The sequence below is a fragment of the Aquirufa aurantiipilula genome, assembly GCF_019923745.1.
GTDB classification, from domain to species: domain Bacteria; phylum Bacteroidota; class Bacteroidia; order Cytophagales; family Spirosomataceae; genus Aquirufa; species Aquirufa aurantiipilula.
Map to the genome: position 1 here is coordinate 175,485 of NZ_JAANOG010000001.1, position 17,995 is coordinate 193,479.

Annotated in this window: 18 protein-coding genes; 11 read left to right on the forward strand and 7 right to left on the reverse strand. The window is 36.8% G+C overall.

Going from position 1 to position 17,995, the window contains the following annotated elements; all coding sequences use genetic code 11:
• Window positions 1-83: 83 nt before the first annotated feature.
• A complete protein-coding gene (gene ggt, locus G9H60_RS00770; protein ID WP_223142221.1) occupies window positions 84-1,775 on the forward strand; it encodes a gamma-glutamyltransferase in 1,692 nt (563 codons plus the stop codon).
• On the opposite strand, the gene G9H60_RS00775 is transcribed toward ggt, so the two are convergent.
• The gene (locus G9H60_RS00775) at window positions 1,772-2,470 is read right to left on the reverse strand and encodes a VIT1/CCC1 transporter family protein (RefSeq protein WP_223142222.1); all 699 of its coding nucleotides are present in this window, start codon (window positions 2,468-2,470) and stop codon (window positions 1,772-1,774) included. The two genes, ggt and G9H60_RS00775, sit on opposite strands and share 4 nt — an antisense overlap.
• 4 nt (window positions 2,471-2,474) lie before the next feature.
• Complete coding sequence (locus G9H60_RS00780) at window positions 2,475-4,064, reverse strand: peptide MFS transporter (RefSeq protein WP_223142223.1); 1,590 nt, start codon at window positions 4,062-4,064, stop codon at window positions 2,475-2,477.
• A gap of 164 nt (window positions 4,065-4,228) precedes the next feature.
• On the opposite strand from G9H60_RS00780, the gene G9H60_RS00785 reads away from it, so the two are divergent.
• From G9H60_RS00785 to lepB, 6 genes are read left to right on the forward strand one after another with little or no spacing between them, the layout of a single operon-like run.
• A complete protein-coding gene (locus G9H60_RS00785) occupies window positions 4,229-5,008 on the forward strand; it encodes a ParA family protein (RefSeq protein WP_223142224.1) in 780 nt (259 codons plus the stop codon).
• Between the two features lie 13 nt (window positions 5,009-5,021).
• A complete protein-coding gene (locus tag G9H60_RS00790; protein ID WP_223142225.1) occupies window positions 5,022-5,942 on the forward strand; it encodes a ParB/RepB/Spo0J family partition protein in 921 nt (306 codons plus the stop codon).
• A gap of 7 nt (window positions 5,943-5,949) precedes the next feature.
• A complete protein-coding gene (locus tag G9H60_RS00795) occupies window positions 5,950-6,606 on the forward strand; it encodes a DUF5683 domain-containing protein (protein WP_223142226.1) in 657 nt (218 codons plus the stop codon).
• Window positions 6,607-6,610: 4 nt separating this feature from the next.
• Complete coding sequence (gene dapB / locus G9H60_RS00800; protein WP_223142227.1) at window positions 6,611-7,330, forward strand: 4-hydroxy-tetrahydrodipicolinate reductase; 720 nt, start codon at window positions 6,611-6,613, stop codon at window positions 7,328-7,330.
• 1 nt (window position 7,331) lies between these two features.
• Entirely contained in the window at window positions 7,332-8,114 is a 783-nt protein-coding gene (locus tag G9H60_RS00805) for a phytanoyl-CoA dioxygenase family protein (RefSeq protein ID WP_223142228.1), read from the forward strand.
• Window position 8,115: 1 nt separating this feature from the next.
• On the forward strand, window positions 8,116-9,261 hold the full coding sequence (gene lepB / locus G9H60_RS00810; RefSeq protein ID WP_223142229.1) for a signal peptidase I: 1,146 nt from the start codon (window positions 8,116-8,118) through the stop codon (window positions 9,259-9,261).
• Between the two features lie 55 nt (window positions 9,262-9,316).
• Here the strand turns inward: lepB and G9H60_RS00815 are convergent, their stop codons facing one another.
• The gene (locus G9H60_RS00815) at window positions 9,317-10,498 is read right to left on the reverse strand and encodes a class I SAM-dependent rRNA methyltransferase (RefSeq protein ID WP_262899908.1); all 1,182 of its coding nucleotides are present in this window, start codon (window positions 10,496-10,498) and stop codon (window positions 9,317-9,319) included.
• A 19-nt stretch (window positions 10,499-10,517) separates the two neighbouring features.
• On the reverse strand, window positions 10,518-11,414 hold the full coding sequence (locus G9H60_RS00820) for a zinc dependent phospholipase C family protein (protein ID WP_223142230.1): 897 nt from the start codon (window positions 11,412-11,414) through the stop codon (window positions 10,518-10,520).
• Window positions 11,415-11,468: 54 nt separating this feature from the next.
• On the opposite strand from G9H60_RS00820, the gene rpsT reads away from it, so the two are divergent.
• Window positions 11,469-11,726 carry a 30S ribosomal protein S20 gene (gene rpsT, locus G9H60_RS00825; protein WP_109322831.1) on the forward strand — a complete coding sequence of 86 codons (258 nt, stop codon included), beginning with the start codon at window positions 11,469-11,471 and terminating at the stop codon, window positions 11,724-11,726.
• A gap of 35 nt (window positions 11,727-11,761) precedes the next feature.
• Window positions 11,762-12,511, forward strand: coding sequence for a RadC family protein (radC, locus tag G9H60_RS00830; RefSeq protein WP_262899909.1), 750 nt, complete (start codon window positions 11,762-11,764; stop codon window positions 12,509-12,511).
• Window positions 12,512-12,658: 147 nt separating this feature from the next.
• On the opposite strand, the gene hisB is transcribed toward radC, so the two are convergent.
• Window positions 12,659-13,771, reverse strand: a complete 1,113-nt coding sequence (gene hisB / locus G9H60_RS00835; RefSeq protein ID WP_223142231.1) for a bifunctional histidinol-phosphatase/imidazoleglycerol-phosphate dehydratase HisB — start codon at window positions 13,769-13,771, stop codon at window positions 12,659-12,661.
• A gap of 120 nt (window positions 13,772-13,891) precedes the next feature.
• Here hisB and G9H60_RS00840 point away from each other — a divergent pair, with 120 nt between their 5' ends.
• Both G9H60_RS00840 and G9H60_RS00845 read left to right on the forward strand, forming a co-directional pair.
• The gene (locus tag G9H60_RS00840) at window positions 13,892-15,142 is read left to right on the forward strand and encodes an OmpA family protein (RefSeq protein WP_223142232.1); all 1,251 of its coding nucleotides are present in this window, start codon (window positions 13,892-13,894) and stop codon (window positions 15,140-15,142) included.
• A 171-nt stretch (window positions 15,143-15,313) separates the two neighbouring features.
• A complete protein-coding gene (locus G9H60_RS00845; RefSeq protein ID WP_109325037.1) occupies window positions 15,314-17,110 on the forward strand; it encodes a DEAD/DEAH box helicase in 1,797 nt (598 codons plus the stop codon).
• A gap of 50 nt (window positions 17,111-17,160) precedes the next feature.
• Here the strand turns inward: G9H60_RS00845 and G9H60_RS00850 are convergent, their stop codons facing one another.
• A complete protein-coding gene (locus G9H60_RS00850; RefSeq protein WP_223142233.1) occupies window positions 17,161-17,607 on the reverse strand; it encodes a hypothetical protein in 447 nt (148 codons plus the stop codon).
• Entirely contained in the window at window positions 17,607-17,993 is a 387-nt protein-coding gene (apaG, locus tag G9H60_RS00855; protein WP_223142234.1) for a Co2+/Mg2+ efflux protein ApaG, read from the reverse strand. Before apaG ends, G9H60_RS00850 begins: the two co-directional genes overlap by 1 nt.
• Between the last annotated feature and the right edge of the window lie 2 nt (window positions 17,994-17,995).

A 17,995-nucleotide genomic window follows, 5' to 3' on the forward strand; every position in this document is an offset into this window, starting at 1 on the left:
CAAAGTTAAATTATATTTTTGTTATGACAACGCTCATGTAAGAGCTTTTAACGATTGAATGTTTTCAAATTAAATTCTTCATCATGCAACAGACTAAACTTTTTGTACTCATAGCCTTGATTTCGGCTTCTTCTACTTTTGCACAATCCAGTAAGCCGGTTATAGAGTCCTCCAAAGGAATGGTGGTATCAACGCATCCTGCTGCAAGTGAGATAGGTTTGGCTATATTAAAAAAAGGAGGCAATGCCATTGATGCAGCAGTTGCAGTCAATTTCGCTTTAGCCGTTTGTCACCCTGCTGCTGGAAATATCGGAGGTGGAGGTTTTCTAGTTTATCGCGATAATCAAGCTCAAACTTATGCTTTGGATTTTAGGGAAAAAGCACCTTTGAAAGCATTTAGAGATATGTATTTGGATGAAAATGGGGCTATTATTCCAGGTAAAAGTCTTGCTGGGATTTTTTCTGTTGGAGTACCAGGCGCTGTTGCGGGTATGGAAGCTATGCATCAGAAATTTGGAAAATTACCATGGAAAGAACTTGTGCAGCCATCGGTTGATTTAGCTCGGAATGGAGTTGTTCTGACAGAAAAGGAAGCACGCGGTTTAAATGGGCAAAAAGCTGATTTTCAGAAATTTAATTTTGGGAAGGATTATATGATTAAAGCTCAAGATTTAAAATGGGAGAAGGGCGATTTATTAGTTCAAGAAGACTTGGCCCAATCTTTGGAACGTATTGCTAAAAGAAAGTCAAAAGGTTTTTATCGAGGTAAGACGGCTCGGCTATTGGTAAGAGAAATGAAGCGACAAGGTGGAATTATGACAAAGAAGGATTTAAAGTCCTATCAAGCCGCTTGGAGAAATACGGTCAATTTTGACTATAAAGGAATGAAAATTATTAGTATGCCTCCTCCTTCTAGTGGTGGTATTGCACTGAATCAATTGATGAAAATGGTTGAACCTTTTCCTTTATCTACTTGGGGACCCAAATCAGATTCAACTGCACAAGTGATTATTGAAGCCGAAAGAAGGGTCTATGCCGATCGTTCAAAATGGTTAGGAGATCCAGATTTTGTGAAAGTTCCTCAAACTGAGTTAGTGAATCCATCTTACATTTTACAACGGATGAAGGATTTTAGTTTTGATAAAGCGACCTTAAGTTCTTCTATTTCTGCAGGTCAATTTCCTGGATATGAAAGTCCTGAAACGACCCATTATTCCATCGTAGATGAATATGGTAATGCTGTTTCAATTACGACTACCTTAAATAATAGTTACGGTAGCAAGGTTTTTGTTGGTGGAGCAGGATTTCTTCTAAACGATGAAATGGATGATTTTTCAGCTAAAGCTGGTTCACCCAATATGTTTGGTTTAATTGGTTCTAAAGCCAACGAGATACAACCTGGTAAGCGCATGCTTTCTAGTATGACTCCGACTATTGTAGAAGAAAAAGGCAAGTTAAAAATGGTGGTTGGAACTCCCGGTGGTTCAACCATCATTACTTCAGTTTTTCAAGTGATATTAAATACCTTGGAAATGGGAATGAATATGCAGCAGGCGGTAGAATATCCACGATTTCATCATCAATGGTTACCCGATCAAGTGTTATTTGAAAAGAATCGCTTCAGTCCAGAGCAATTAAATCGTTTGACTGAAAAGAAATATAAAATGATACCAATCAATGGAATAGGCTTAGTGGAAGGTATTTTAGTATTACCCAATGGAAAGCTGCAAGGTGGTGCAGATTCCAGAGGGGATGATACTGTTTCGGCCTATTAAAATAGTTTAGCTACCATAAATGCGGCACCAGCTGCGGCTGCCCCAATGGACATGACTTTTAAGGCTCCAATGAATGGTTGCTGACCTGTTATCTTACTTTTAAAATACCCAAAAATAAACAAGGCCAATAAGGTGATAATTGCTGAATAAATTAAGCCATCCTCGGGTTTGTCTAAGTAAAAATAGGGTAGTAATGGAATCAAGCCTCCCAGAGCATATGAAATTCCTATGGTCAAAGCCGAATTTCTGGCGCGGTTTGGATTGGGCTTTTCTAAGCCTAATTCAAAGCGCATCATAAAGTCTACCCATTTATCTTTGTCGCTTGCAATGCAATTAACCACCATTTCTTGAGCTTCAGGACTTAAACCATAATCCTCAAATACTTCTCTAATTTCTTCTTTTTCTCGATCGGGTACTCGTTCAACTTCATCGTATTCTCTAGCTAATTCGGCTTCATAGTGCTCTTTTTCTGTCATACCAGCCAAATAGCCGCCTAATCCCATGGCGATGGATCCAGCTACAATTTCGGCTACTCCTGCAGTAGTTACAATATCATTGCTAGAAACTGCACCTGAAAGTCCGGCTGCAAGAGCAAAAGGAACGGTTAAGCCGTCCGACATCCCAATGACCACATCAGTCAGGAAATCAGAACTTTTTAAATGTTTTTCGTGAAGGTGGTGATCAGGTCCATGCATAATTTTATCGGATGCCGTGCATCATTCGTTTTAAAGGTCCAATAGCCAAGGTATATAGAATAATAGCGGCAATTCCAGTTAATGTGACAAATAACATAAAGAACTCATATAAATTATGAATCTCAAATCCTAAGAAACTAGGAAAGTTGACTTGCCCTACCACTGCTTCAGCAGGAGGTAATAAGGCTCCTAAAGTTCCGGCTAATGCATATCCAGCAGCATTGGCTAAAAACCAAACTCCCATAAGGAGAGACGAAAAGCGTTTCGGGGCTAATTTTGAAACTAAAGACAACCCAATAGGAGATAAGCATAATTCCCCCATAGTATGAAATAAATACATCACTATTAACCAAATAACACCCAGTTTATTATTTCCCAAATCTTTGATTTGAGAAGCAATGATTAAGTATCCAATGGAAAGTAGTAATAATCCAATGGCCTGTTTCGCTGGCGAATTGGGCTCTAAGCCTCTTTTGTTGAGCCATATCCAAAGCCAAGAAAATGGGAACGCTAGCAAAATGATAAAAAATGAATTAGCATTTTGTACTGAGCTAGGAGGAAGCTCAATTCCTAAAAAATGCAAATCGGTTTGTTGGTCTGCTATAAATGTCAAGGAAGAACCTGCTTGTTCAAATGAGGCCCAAAAGAAAATGACAAAAAAGGAAATAATGTACATCACAAGAATTCTATTTCTTTCTACACTGGTGATGGTTTTATCTGTAATAATCAAAAAAGCCAAACTTAAGCCTGAAGAATATATGACAGGATATATCCAATCTTTGATGATATTAGGTTCTTCTGTGATGAATAAGAAATGGAAAGTAAATACCAAAATAAAGAATAATACAACGGCACTAAAAATGGATTTAGAGCTGAATTCTGCTTTTTCAGTTTCACCATCTACAGGAGTATTTTCCTTATTTGAAAATGGTTTTTCTCCGACGGGGAGGCCATCAGGGTCAACTATGAATTTGTTTTTAAGGAAGTAAAAAGAAACTGTTCCAATCAACATGGCTGTTCCAGCAGCAAAAAAGCCCCATTTAAAGGCATCTAATACACGAATGCCATCGACTTTAACATCACCTAAAAAAGGACAAATTAACATACCTAATAAAGCACCAGTGTTAATTCCCATGTAAAATATGGTGAATGCTGCATCCAGACGATTATCTCCCTTGCGGTATAGTTGTCCTACCATAGAAGAAATATTTGGTTTAAAGAAACCATTCCCTATGATCAAAAAGAATAATCCCCCCCACATTAAATTTTGTGCAAGACTGATATCCATTTCAAAACTACTTGCTGAAGAGAACATGAAGATTTGGCCGATAGCCATAATGAAACCTCCTATTAGTATGCAATTGCGATTACCTAGATAACGGTCAGATATATATCCCCCAGCCATCGTGGTCAAATAACTTAAACCTAAAAATCCACCGTAAAGGATGGATGCGTCGGTTTGTTTGAAAGCAAGGGCGTTAACTAAAAAGAGCGAGAGCAATGCTCTCATACCGTAGAAATTGAATCGTTCCCACATTTCAGTGGAATACAAAACATAAAGGCCTTTCGGATGACTGCTTGTGTTTTCGGACATAAAGGTTGATGAATACAAATACCAAGTTACAAGAATGTTACAAAAATTGATACACCAAGAATGATTTAATCTTAAAACTGAACTTAAAAAAATGAACTCAGATGTGAAACATATTTTGTAATATTGTCCTTCATTTGTCCGTATAATTCTTCAGATTTTTAACCATGGGTAAGATCATTGCTATCGCTAATCAAAAGGGTGGAGTTGGTAAAACGACCACAGCTATTAATTTAGCCGCCTCCCTAGCAGCTTTAGAATTTAAGACACTGATTATTGATGCTGACCCACAAGCCAATTCTACTTCTGGATTAGGTTTAAATCCTAAGGAAATCACCCAAAGTATTTATGAATGCATGGTGGGTTTGGCCAAAGTAAAAGAAAGCATCGTTTCCACAGAACTTGATTTTTTAGATATCATTCCTTCACACATTGATTTGGTAGGAGCGGAGATTGAAATGATCAATTTGAATAATCGTGAAGCGCGAATGCGAGAAGCATTAGCTGAAATCAAAGATTTATATGATTTCATCATCATGGATTGTTCTCCATCCTTAGGTTTAATAACCATTAACTGTCTTACAGCAGCTGATTCGGTGATTATACCCGTTCAATGTGAATATTATGCCTTAGAGGGCTTAGGTAAACTATTGAATACCATAAAGATTATCCAATCTCGTTTGAATCCAAATTTGATGATTGAGGGTATTTTATTGACTATGTATGATCTACGTTTACGTTTGTCTAATCAAGTAGTGAATGAAGTGAATAGTCACTTTAAAAACATGGTATTTGAAACGATTATCCCAAGAAATATCCGTTTGTCGGAATCTCCAAGTTTTGGAATACCTGCAATTTTACATGATGCAGAAAGTAAGGGGGCAATAAGTTACCTCAATTTAGCCAAAGAAATTATCACCAAAAACGGTTTATTACAGGCTGTTTAGCAGATTATACGATATGAGTGCAAAGCAAGAATCAAATTCAAAAAAAAGGATAGGTTTGGGTAGAGGTCTAGGCGCTTTGCTTGAAGATTCTGAGAAAGTATCCCAAAATCCTAAGCATTCTTCAGAGTTTGCGGGTAGTTTAGAAGGAGTAAATTTGATGGATGAAATTCCATTGGAATACATAGAAACGAATCCTTATCAACCAAGGGAACATTTTGAACAAGAAGCATTAGCTGATTTAGCTGAATCAATTCGTATTCAAGGTATTATTCAGCCCATCACCGTTCGAAAGATTGCTCCCAAAAAGTTTCAATTAATTTCTGGAGAGCGTCGTTTACAAGCTTCAAAATTGGCGGGATTAACGAGTATACCTGCTTATGTCAGAACAGCCGATGATCAGCAAATGATTGAAATGGCTTTGATTGAGAACATTCAAAGAGAAAACTTAAATGCCATTGAAATTGCTTTATCCTACAAGCGTTTGATGGATGAATGTCAATTAAAACAGGAGGATTTAGGTAATCGGGTAGGGAAGAGTCGTTCCAATGTGACCAATTACATGCGTTTATTGAAATTACCCATTATCATACAGGCTGCCATTCGTGATGCTAAAATTTCGATGGGACATGCCAGATGTTTGGTGTCTGTGGAGAATCCTGAATTACAACATGTTCTTTTTCAAAAAACCATATCCGAAGAGTGGTCAGTTCGTAAATTAGAAGATGCTGTAAGACAATCTGCTCATCCTAGTTTAGGAAAACCAGATGATTCCAAAACCCTTCCATTGGCAGAAATGCAACAAATTCAACAAACCTTTGCGAGTTTCTTTCAATCTCCCGTTTCATTCAAAATGAATGAAGATGGCAAAGGCGAATTGAAAGTTAGTTTTAAGTCGAAAGAAGAGCTATTAAAACTATTGAAAGCAGTACAATAGTCGACCCATGAGGCATGCCACTATCCCCGTTTTTCGGGTTTTAATTTGTTTTTTTCTTTTTTTCCTTTGCTCCTGGGCATGCAAGGCGAATTATGCAGCATTGGATACGGTAGTTAAAATTCAAGAAGCGAAGCCGGATAGTTTACTAAAGAAAAAAGCTCTTCCCTATAAAATTATTCCTCGCCAAGCCACCTTAAAGTCTTTGATGATTCCGGGTTGGGGTCAGTATTATAATCGTCAATATTGGAAATTACCTCTAGTTGCTGGAGCATTTATCACGCTGGGTATTATAGCCAATTACAATAATGTGCGTTATGAAAAATATCGTGCCTATTATTACATTGCTTCACCTCATCCTGATGATCCAACCTATGTGCCCCCAGCGACGGTTGCTGTACCTTATGAAGACGGTTTAGTACGAGATTTGGATGTCAATCAGCTGAAACGATTGAATGACGGATTCCGAAGAAATCGAGATTATACCTATATTGGGATGGTTTTGGCTTGGGCATTTAATGTAGTTGATGCCAATGTAAGCGCACATTTAAAGACTTTTGATGTATCTGATGATATAACCTTAAAAATAAAACCGACTTTTGAATACCAGTCTTTTTCAAATGGTTTAGTTTCTGGTGTATCTTTGTCGTTTAATTTTAAAAAGTAAAGGAATGAAAATAGTTTTGATTGGTTATGGTAAGATGGGTAAGGAAATTGAGCGTATTGCTTTAAGTAGAGGCCATCAAATTGTAGCTAAAATAGATATAGATAATCCTCATGATTTGCAGGGTTTAAGTAATCAAGATGTCGATGTGGCAATAGAATTTTCTAATCCAACATCGGCATATGCCAATATCTTAACTTGCTTAGAAAAGCAAATTCCCATTGTTTGTGGCACTACGGGCTGGTTAGAAAAGAAGGCGGAAGTAGAGGCTTTGGCACTTAAAAATAATTCAACCTTCTTTTATGCTTCCAACTATTCCATTGGCGTGAATTTGTTTTTTGCTTTGAACAAGCATTTGGCCAAATTAATGGCTCCTCACACTCAATATGATATTTATACCAATGAGATACATCATACCGAGAAAAAGGATTCGCCCAGCGGAACGGCTATAACGATCGCTGAAGGGATAATTTCAGCTTTCCCAACGAAAGATACTTGGGTGAATAATGAAATTCCACAAAGTAATGAAGTTGCTATTTGGTCACAAAGAGAATCCACTAAACCGGGAACTCATACAGTAAAATACATTTCTAAAGTAGATCAAATTGAAATTACACACGAAGCATTTAGTCGGGAAGGATTTGCTTTAGGAGCTGTCATTGCCGCAGAATGGGTGAAAGATAAGAAAGGTGTTTTAGGTATGGAAGATATGTTAAAATTAGATTAATATGCACAATATCGAATTCATAAAGAAGGAGTTAGGTGAGCAAGGAGTAGTTGTTATTCCAGGTTTCTTTGATCCCGCATTAATTCAAAAGTTGCAGGCGGCAGCCAAACAAATTTTCCAAATCCAATTTGATCATTTTGGGATTCAAGGAGATTATTTGAGTCAAATGGTTCAATTGTTCGAAAACCATATTGATGAGTTTATCAATTGTGGAAAATTGATTCAAACAGGATTGGTTGAATTGTATCAAATTGCTGTACATCCAGATTTAGTTCAATTGATGCACGAGATTGGTATGAAAGTACCTAATATGTGTACTCGCCCTGTGTTGTTTTTCAACCATCCCTCATTAGCTAAATCAGAGCATTTTTATAAAACACCTTTGCATCAGGATTGGGTATCCATGTTATCTTCAGCCGATTCAGTGGTGGTTTGGATTCCTTTGATGGATGTGGAAGTAGCTCATGGACCAGTTGTGTTTTACCCAGGATCACATAAGTTAGGTCCTTTGACGGATAAAATAGATAATGGTTTTGCCGAAGTGCCTTTTGATCGAAATTCATATCCAAGACTTCAGCCAGAGTTAAAAGCGGGTGATATTGCTGTTTTTTCCACCTTGCTGGTTCATGAATCTGGGGTAATTACGAATAATGAAATACGATGGTCATGTCATTTTCGTTATACGAACATGCTTGATCCAGACTTCATAGAAAGAGGCTTTCCGCATCCGTACATACATAAACCATCCCAAGAGTTGATTGATAAATTTTTGAAAAAGAAATAAAATGAAACAAGAGGAAACTAAACATCCTAAACAAAAGTCGGCTTTTAGAGAATGGCTTGATTCGGTAGCATTTGCTGTGGTAGCGGCTACTTTGATCAGATTCTTTTTATTTGAAGCTTATACCATTCCCACTCCATCCATGGAAAGTTCCTTGATGGTGGGTGATTTCCTCTTTGTAAGTAAAATGCATTATGGGGTTCGAACTCCCAAAACGCCTTTACAGCTTCCATTGACTCATCAGAAAATTTGGTTTACCAATTTGCCATCTTATTTACGTTGGCTTGATTTACCTGTATTTCGACTTCCTGGATTTACGGACGTTAAAAAAGGTGATGCAGTCGTATTTAACGCCCCTAATTGGGAAGAAGATGGAGATGCACCGCTAGATTTGCGGACCTTTTATGTGAAGCGTTGTGTAGCTACTCCTGGTGATATTTTAGAGTTGAGAGATCAACAAGTATTTATCAATGGCAAGGCATTAAATAATCCGGAAAGAATGCAGCATCCCGTTTTCCTAAAAACAAAAGAAGATTTAGATGAAAGCTTTTTTGATCAATATGGAATAAGAAATTCTGCGGATGCTAGTTTTGAGTCTTCGGATTGGTTGCCTTTAGCAGATTCGACAAATCAACTGGTGGGTTATAAGTTGAATACGAGCAAAAAGCATTTGGATGAAATAATGAAATTGCCTTTCAAGAAGGAAATTGATTATAATTCATTTAAGGATCCTAAAGGGGTTACTTATTTAGATATCTTTCCTCATGATACAACTCAGTTTAAATGGAATAGAGATTTTTTTGGTCCATTACAGGTTCCCAAAGAAGGTTGGACGGTTCAGTTAGATTCGAAAACAATTCCTTTGTATCAAGAAGCCATAAGAAGTTATGAGGGGAATAAAGATATCACATTAGAAGGGGGTAAATTAATGAAAGATGGTAAGGTTTTGACTTCTTATACCTTTAAGCAAGATTACTATTTCATGATGGGGGATAATCGCCATAATTCAGCGGATTCTCGTTTTTGGGGATTTGTTCCTGCTGATCATATTGTGGGTAAAGCGGTATTCGTTTGGATGTCTTTGGATCCCAATAAAGGATTATTTTCTGGGAAGATTCGCTGGAATAGAATATTTCGATTTGTCGATTAATTTATCCAGAGAATAAGAAAAAAAGCCATCTGAAATAATCTTCAGATGGCTTTTTTTATATCACTCGTAATACAAATCCTTTGAGGTAATTACTTTCAGGATGAAACAAGTTGATGGGATGATCAGGTGCTTGGGTCATTTGATGAATCACTTGAATTTCTCTTCCAGCCGCTATTCCAGCAGCAACCAACATATTTAGGAATAATTCTCGAGTGATAACTTGAGAACAGGAATATGTGAAAATTAGACCATTTTTCTTGATTTGTTGGATCGCTAACTGGTTGATTTTTTGATAACCTTGAAGAGCCTTGTGTTTGGTGCTAATGGATTTTGCAAAGGCAGGAGGATCCAAGATGATGATATCAAATTCATCTTGATTGTTTTTAAGATAGGGTAGAGTTTCTCCTACAATAGCCTCATGTTTCTTTTTACCAAACTTATTCAAACTAATATTGGCATTGACTAAATCAATGGCCTTAGCTGATGCATCCAAGGAAATGACAGAAGAAGCACCTGCTTTTAAAGCATATAAGGAGAAGCCGCCTGAATAACAAAATGTATTTAAAATGTGTTTATCGGTAGCGTAATGTGCCAATAAGGCACGATTATCTCGTTGATCTAAGAAAAAACCCGTCTTTTGACCTGTAACCCAATTCACAGAAAATTTTACTCCATTTTCTTGAATTTCATAGGGAATTGCCGCCGTACCAAGTACATAATCATTCTGACAATTTGCTGCAAAGTTCGGAGGGAGCGTTTCTTTACTTTTATCATATACCGCCTTCAATAAGTCCCCAAAAACTATTTTAAGTGCTTTTACAATGGCCTCTTTATTGCGGTACATACCAATGGTATGGGCTTGGAAAACAAATACATCATGGTATACATCGATGATCAAACCAGGGCACCCATCACCTTCACCGTGAATCAATCGAAAAGCATTGGTATCTGTAAAATTTAATTGTTGTCTTAGTTCCCATGCCCGGGCTATTTTATGAACCCATAAATCTTGTAAATCCTCAACAGGAGCAAAAGACACGATTTTAACAGCAATACTTCCAGCATGATAATGACCCAAGCCTAGAAACTCATCTTTGTCACTTAGAACATTAACCCAATCCCCATCTTGAAGGTTGGGGCTTTGTTGGTAAATGGCTCCTGAAAATATCCAAGGATGGAACCTTCTTACTGGGGCATCTTTGCCTCTTTTTAAATGTACGCTTTGCTCTGTTATCATGCTGCAAAATTGCACATTTTTATTTGAAATCACTTTGTCCTCCTAGTATCCAAGCTGAAAATAGTAAATCTCCAAGATGTTGAATAGCAGCATTAAATTGCATCTCTATTTGTTTGTTCAAGGATTTATGATAGGCTAAACTAAAAGCCTTACTGTAGTTTTTCACTAAGACGTTTCCTTTTTTGTCAAAACTGTATTTTTTGTTTTCTGGGGTATTTAGCTGCAATTGTTTCTCTTTTATTAATAATTCAGGAAGTAAATGATGGGATTGCAAGACCCATTGCCAGGTTGCGGCTTGTGTATTTTCTATGTATTTGGAAGGCCCAAGCCAATCTTCCATTGTATCCCCAAGCAATTCTGGAATGCGAGATTCCCAAAAGCTATGCAATCCATGCTGCCCTGTTTTTTGTCCATCGTAATTGGAAGTAGTATGCAAGGGTACATGTGCATCGGCCACATAATGACCTAATTCAGCTGATAATTTGATGATTTGAATCGTGTCATTATTTTTAAAAGCCTGTACCAATCGTTGATGTGTTTTGGGAATATGCCAAACGACGATACCGTGTTTTTGAAGACTATCCTCGGAGATTATACCTATCGCTTGTTCCCAGGTAGTAAAATGTATCTTTGGAGGATATTGATCTAAGTCAATGTAATGACGAGCTGCTTCTATATCCAGAATATACCTTCTTTGGTCTGGAAGAACAGCCCATTCTTCTAATTGGCTTATATGTCTTTTGTAAAATTTACTTAAAATAGGAGGTAATGTAAAGATAGCCAGCTTGTTGATTTTTTTATGGGCATAGAATCCCCAAGGATTTGCACGTATTTTAGTAGTATGGATTAAAAAGAGGCTAAAAATCAAGTAAATTATCTGGCATTTTTTGAATAAAACCTTGTGAGTATAAATCATATTGTTTACTTTTGCATTTCAATTTTCAAAAGAATAGAAATTTTTTAGTTAAAAATGGCAAATCATAAATCAGCACTAAAGCGTATTCGGGCAAATGAAGCAAAGCGTTTGCGCAATCGTTATCAGCATAAATCTACTCGTACATTGATCAAGAAATTGAGATTGACTACGGACTCTTCTGTAGTGGTAGATTTGTTCAAACAAGTTTCTTCAGCTTTGGATAAATTGGCGAAGAAGAACATCATCCATAAGAATAAAGCAGCCAACCAGAAGTCTAAATTAGCTAAGTTGGTTAACAAAGTCGCTGCTTAATAGCACGATTATCATATACTTGATAAACCCTGCCTATGGCGGGGTTTTTTCGTTTATACCTCATACATTCGCTAAAAAAAGCCATGAAGTATGAAGGACCCCATCTAGGAATTAAAGAACTGAATGTAGAAGATCGCCCTAGAGAGAAGTTAAATCTAGTGGGAAAGGATTTACTGGGAGTAGATGAACTACTGGCCATTTTAATTCATTCTGGCATTCCCAATAAGTCAGCATTACAAATGGCGAATGAATTACTGAATTCCATTGGAGGGAATTTAAGCACATTAGGTCGGTTTTCATTGAGTGACTTCATGAAGTTTAAGGGCTTAGGTAAATCGAAGGCTACAATGCTTGTTGCGGCCATGGAACTAGGGAGGCGTAGGATGTCCTACGAAGCTTCTCAGGCCATTCAAGTAATTCAGAGCTCCAAAGATGCCTATCGTTTATTTCATCCTCACCTATTTGATTTAAACCACGAAGAATTTTGGGTCATGCATCTCAATCGAGCCTCCAGTGTTTTGAAGTTGCAAAGGTTGAGTATGGGAGGAGTGGCTGGTACATCGGTCGACTTAAAATTATTATTTAAGTCAGCATTAGATACCATTTCTAGCTCATTGATTATTGCTCACAATCATCCATCAGGACAGTTGAAGCCTAGTAAAGCAGACAGGGATTTAACGCAAAGAATTGTGGAAGCAGGTAAAATGTTGGATATCCAAATATTGGACCATGTGATAATTACTGCTCAGGGCTATTTCAGCTTTGCCGATGAAGGCTGTTTATAAAGAAAGAGGCTTATTTACCTCTTTCTTTATAAATTTTTTGAAGTTTTGAACCAATAACAATTGAAATTGCGAACAAAATAATGAAAAATGCTGCTCCTGAATAACCCATAGTTGTATGTTTAATGACGTGCAAAAATACTAAAAAAATTAAAGCAGGCCTTTAGTACTTGGTAAAGAATTTAAATTATTTACGTCTCTTTGGACTGCCAAACGAATAGCTTTGGCAAAAGCTTTAAAAATAGCCTCTATTTTGTGGTGTTCATTTTCCCCCTCTGCTTTAATGTTCAGATTGGATTTAGAAGCATCAGAAAAGGATTTGAAAAAATGAGAGAACATTTCCGTTGGCATTTCTCCAATTTTATCGCGTTTAAATTGTGCTTCCCAAACCAACCAATTTCTTCCGGAGAAGTCAATAGCCACTTGTGCTAGGCAATCATCCATAGGCAACAAGAAGCCATATCGGTTGATTCCTCGCTTATTACCTAGTGCAATAGCAAAAGCTTCACCTAATGCAATACCCGTATCTTCAATGGTGTGGTGTTCATCAATGTGCAAATCGCCTTGTACACTAACTGTTAAATCCATGTTAGCATGTTTGGCAATTTGATCTAGCATGTGATCAAAAAAACCAAGACCAGTTTGGTTATTAGCCTTTCCACTTCCATCCAAATTTAGTTCAATATGGATTTTAGTTTCATGTGTATTTCTATCGTGGATAACCTTTCTTTCAGGCAATTGAAAAAACTGAAATATTTGATTCCAATGATCACATTGTAGAGCTAATGAATCTGCTAATTCATTTGGTACTTCCATATTACCAAGTAGAATTCCTTGGCAACCAAGATTTTTGGCTAATTGTAAATCAGTTAAACGATCACCAATAACAAATGAGTTGGCTAAATCGTAAGCAGGACTAAAGTATTCTCCTAATAAACCGATGCCAGGTTTTCTCGTGGCTAAATTTTCATGCGGAAAACTTTTGTCGATATGTATTTGTGCAAAAAGTATTCCCTCAGAGGCTAATATTTCCAGCATTTTATTTTGAGCAGGCCAAAATGTTTCTTCTGGAAAAGAGGCTGTGCCTAAACCATCTTGATTAGTCACCATCACTAATTCAAACTCAGTGATTTCGGTGATTTTTTTTAAATTGGAAATGACTTGTGGCAAAAAGGCTAGTTTTTCATAACTATCTACTTGCTGGTCAGTGATGGGTTCAATGATAAGTGTTCCATCACGGTCAATGAATAATACTTTCTTCATTTGACAAAGTTAATGATACATTTTCATGGAAGTAAGAAATATGAAAAAAATACGAATCAATATATGCTAAAAGTGATGATACTAATGTAATTTAGAGGATAATTATACCCAAAGAGGCAGATGTTTACAATTTTGGAAGCTGGCGAGAGAGAGATTTTTATTCAACGTGTAGCACAATTAACCAACGAGAGTGTCGATAAAATACAGGAATTATTACCTGTTTGGGAATCCATCATTTTAGGTTCATCCTTAAAGCTGATTCGAAATCAAATTCGTTTCAATGCATTGTATAATTTCATTCATCAAAAACCCGTTCCCACAAAAGAGATTGAAGCTATTTTTTCAAGTTCTTCAGCCAGTGTAAACTGGGATAAGGTTATTTCATATGGTGAAGGCTTATTTGGTATTTTAATGCCAGATAAAAAAAGTGCCATTGCTTTATTAGTTTCTAGGGAGTTAAAATGTAAAAGTTCTTTAGTTGTTAAGGGTTTGGGCATTTGTTTTGCCATGTATGGGAATCGACTGAAGGTTGTCGATAATGCTTATATTCAAGATTGGAACTCATTTGGAGAGCATTTTTTTGCTCAAAAGCTTGATTTTACAGCACTTTGTCCGCCGAAATTACAAAGTCCAATTTCAGAAATTTTACTCTTATCCGACGTATTTAAGCATGAATCGGGCACTTTTCAAAGTAATCTAGAGGAGATTGATTTGAATTCTGATCAGGAAGGTGGTTCCTCTACCAATTGGAAAGTAATAGGTCTTATTTTGGGATCATTGATGATAGCTTCAGTTATTGCTTGGTTTGTTTACACCAATATGAGTAAAGAAGAAGAAGTGATTAGTGCTGATACAGAGGAAATTATCCCTATTGATAGTTTAGCTAAGCTTCGCGATAGTTTAACCAAATTAAGTGCTGATTCTGCAAGAATTGCCTCGGATTCATTAACGCATTTAAGCTGGCCTGACGGAAAAGCTTATGATGTTCCCAAAACTTCAGTTTTAGTACCCATGTTTGAGTATTTAACAGATACTACAAATAATGAATCTACCGAATTGCGCGTAAGTGAAATTTCTTTTGATACAGAAACCAATCAATTGGTATCACCGTTTGATGCCTTTTTTAAGAAGATGTCAGAAGGCTTAAGCAAGTACAAGGATGTACAAATTCGAATCTTTGCATTTGCTGAAAATGATGCTAAATCAGCATTGAAACGAGGTTTTGTTGTTAAAAATCGCTTAGTAGGCGAGGGGATTTCACCCAATAGGATTGAGGTAAAATCGGCTGGAAACAACATAAGTCCTGAAGCAGCAGTCCCAATCAATTCACAAGTACTTTTAGTGCTAACCAAGAAGTCTGTATTAAAATAATACAATTTATTTGCTTCTCATTATTTAATAAAGTACTTTTGTGCTTTAGAAATACAAATACATCCTCACAACTCTTTTTTACATTAATTGTAAAATTCTTTTCCCTGGTAAAGGGCTATCGGCAAGAGTTAATTACGGATGTGTTCGGGCAACGTAATTAAAAAACAACAAATGAGTAATCAAATTCGCTTTGATTCGCTTCCGTTTTCGGAAGGAATCCTGGCTGCTGTTAACGAAATGGGCTTTGAATTCGCTTCTCCCATTCAATCAGAAGCTATTCCATTTATTTTAGAAGGTCGTGATGTGATCGGCCAAGCACAAACAGGTACAGGTAAAACTGCCGCGTTTGGTATTCCAATGATTGAGCATGTCGCTCCATTCGAAAAATATGTGCAGGCCATTGTGTTATGTCCCACACGTGAATTAGCTCTTCAGGTAACTGAAGAATTAAAGAAATTATCCAAATTCACTAAAGGAGTTTGGGTGACTACGGTCTATGGTGGAGATTCCATCGAACGTCAAATCAAGTCTTTAAAGGCTGGTGCCAACATTGTTGTAGGTACACCTGGACGTGTGATTGACTTAATTGAACGTCGTGCATTGAAATTAGGACAAGCATCCATGATTGTATTGGATGAGGCTGATGAAATGTTGGATATGGGTTTCAGAGAAGATATTGAAAGTATCTTACAAGAAATTCCAGAAGAGCGTCAAGTGGTATTATTTTCTGCTACGATGTCTAAGCCTATCATGGCTTTAACTAATCGTTATTTAACCAATCCTAAATTAGTGAAGGTTGTTAAAAACGAAATTACGAATGTGAATATTGAGCAATTGTACTTTGATGTCAAAGGACGTGCGAAAATGGAAGTAACAACTCGTTTGATTGATTTTTATAACCTGAAATTGGTACTTATTTTCTGTAATCAGAAGAAACGTGTTGATGAAGTTGTTGAAGAATTGGTGATGCGTGGCTATGCTGCTGAAGGTTTACATGGTGATTTACGTCAATCTCAACGTACCCAAGTGATGAATCGTTTCCGTAATGGAAATGTAGGTTTCTTGGTAGCTACAGACGTAGCCGCACGTGGATTGGACGTAGAAAATGTGGATGCAGTTATCAATTATGATATCCCATTGGATGAAGAATATTATGTACACCGTATCGGTCGTACAGGTAGAGCTGGAAAATTTGGTAAAGCTTTCACTTTGGTAGTAGGTTCAGAAAGAAATCGTTTGCGCGAGATCATGAATTATACAAAAGTAAAGATTGAAAAAGGTGTTATTCCTACCTTTACTGATGTAGTGGGTGTTAAGAAAGGCATGTTCATTGAACGTGTGGCTGCTACCATTCAAGAAGGAGATTTAGATGTATTTAATGATGCATTAACTAACCTCCATCATGCTGGATTTACTACTGAGCAAATTGTTGCTGCTTTAGTGAAAATTAGCATGGGTGTTCAAAAGAACGAATTTGGTGATGAAAATCTAGAAGGAGAATTTGAGCGTCAATCTCGTAAATATGGTCGTGATGACCGTGGTGGAGATCGCGGAGATCGCGGTGGATATCGTGGTGATCGTGGCGGTGACCGTGATGGTCGTCGTGGCGCTGGTCGCTTTGAAAGAGACTCTCGTTACGGTGGACGTGATGATCGTGGTGGCGACAGAGATCGTGGACCACGTGGGCCAAGAAATGACAAAGAAGGCAAGCCTTATCGTTCTGATGAGAATATGGTGCGTATGTTTGTTAATATCGGTTTCAATGAGAAAATTTCTCCTTCGAACATTGTAGGTGCTTTTGCTGGAGAATCTGGAATTCCTGGTAATGTGTTAGGACAAATTCAAATTGAGAATAAGCATACCTATGTAGATGTGCCTAAGGAATATGCGAATGTTGTATTAGAGAAAATGGCAGGTGCTCAAATTAAAGGAAAACGTGTATTAGTAGAAATTGCTAAGCCAGTTTAATATTTTTCAAAATACATGAAAAAGGCGACTTCGGTCGCCTTTTTTTATGCCTACGATTTTTTCAACATAAAATGCTGTTTATTCGCTAATGGATTAAATCGTAAAATACCCAAATCAAATAAATCAATGCTATGAATTACTCTGGGGTCATCTACCAAAGTGTCCCAAATATCTTGACTGAGTGTAGATTCATAAGGATTCAGAATAAAAAGAATGGAGTTCGTTTGGGCTTTGGGTAATAAATCTTGATCAATTTGTTGATAAATTTCAGGATTTAAATGTGGAATAACCAAAGGGAAAACTTCACCTAAATCGATTTCACGGGAATAAAATAGACTTATACCTTGAATTAATTCATCTGTTTTTGATTTTCTAGAAATACTCTTGTTCATTATTGGATTAATGACCTCTGTATATAATCTAAATACAGATGGTGAATGTAATCCATGACTTGTTTGTGCTTGTAATAAAAAGAATAATTTTTGAAATAAACGCATTAATTTAAAATATAAACAGGTGCTAATTCAAATGGAGGAATTTTAACAGAAAAAGTAGATTGGTTTTCCAAATTCAGAAAAGTATAATGCCCACTCATCTTACCCAAATTTCCAATGATAGGGCATCCTGAAGTATATGTAAAGGATTGATTCGGTTCTATGATAGGTTGTTGACCAACAACTCCCAAACCGTTCACATGCTCAGTTTTTCCAGATCCATCTTGTATTTTCCAGAATCTACTGACTAATTGAGCAGGTTGTTTACTGAGGTTTTTGATTGTAATTTGGTAGGAGAAAAAATGTTGATATGGTTTTTGAATTTCATATTCCGACATATGTTGTGTCTCTACAGCAATATAAAAACCATTCGTGATAGATTCGGTCATAA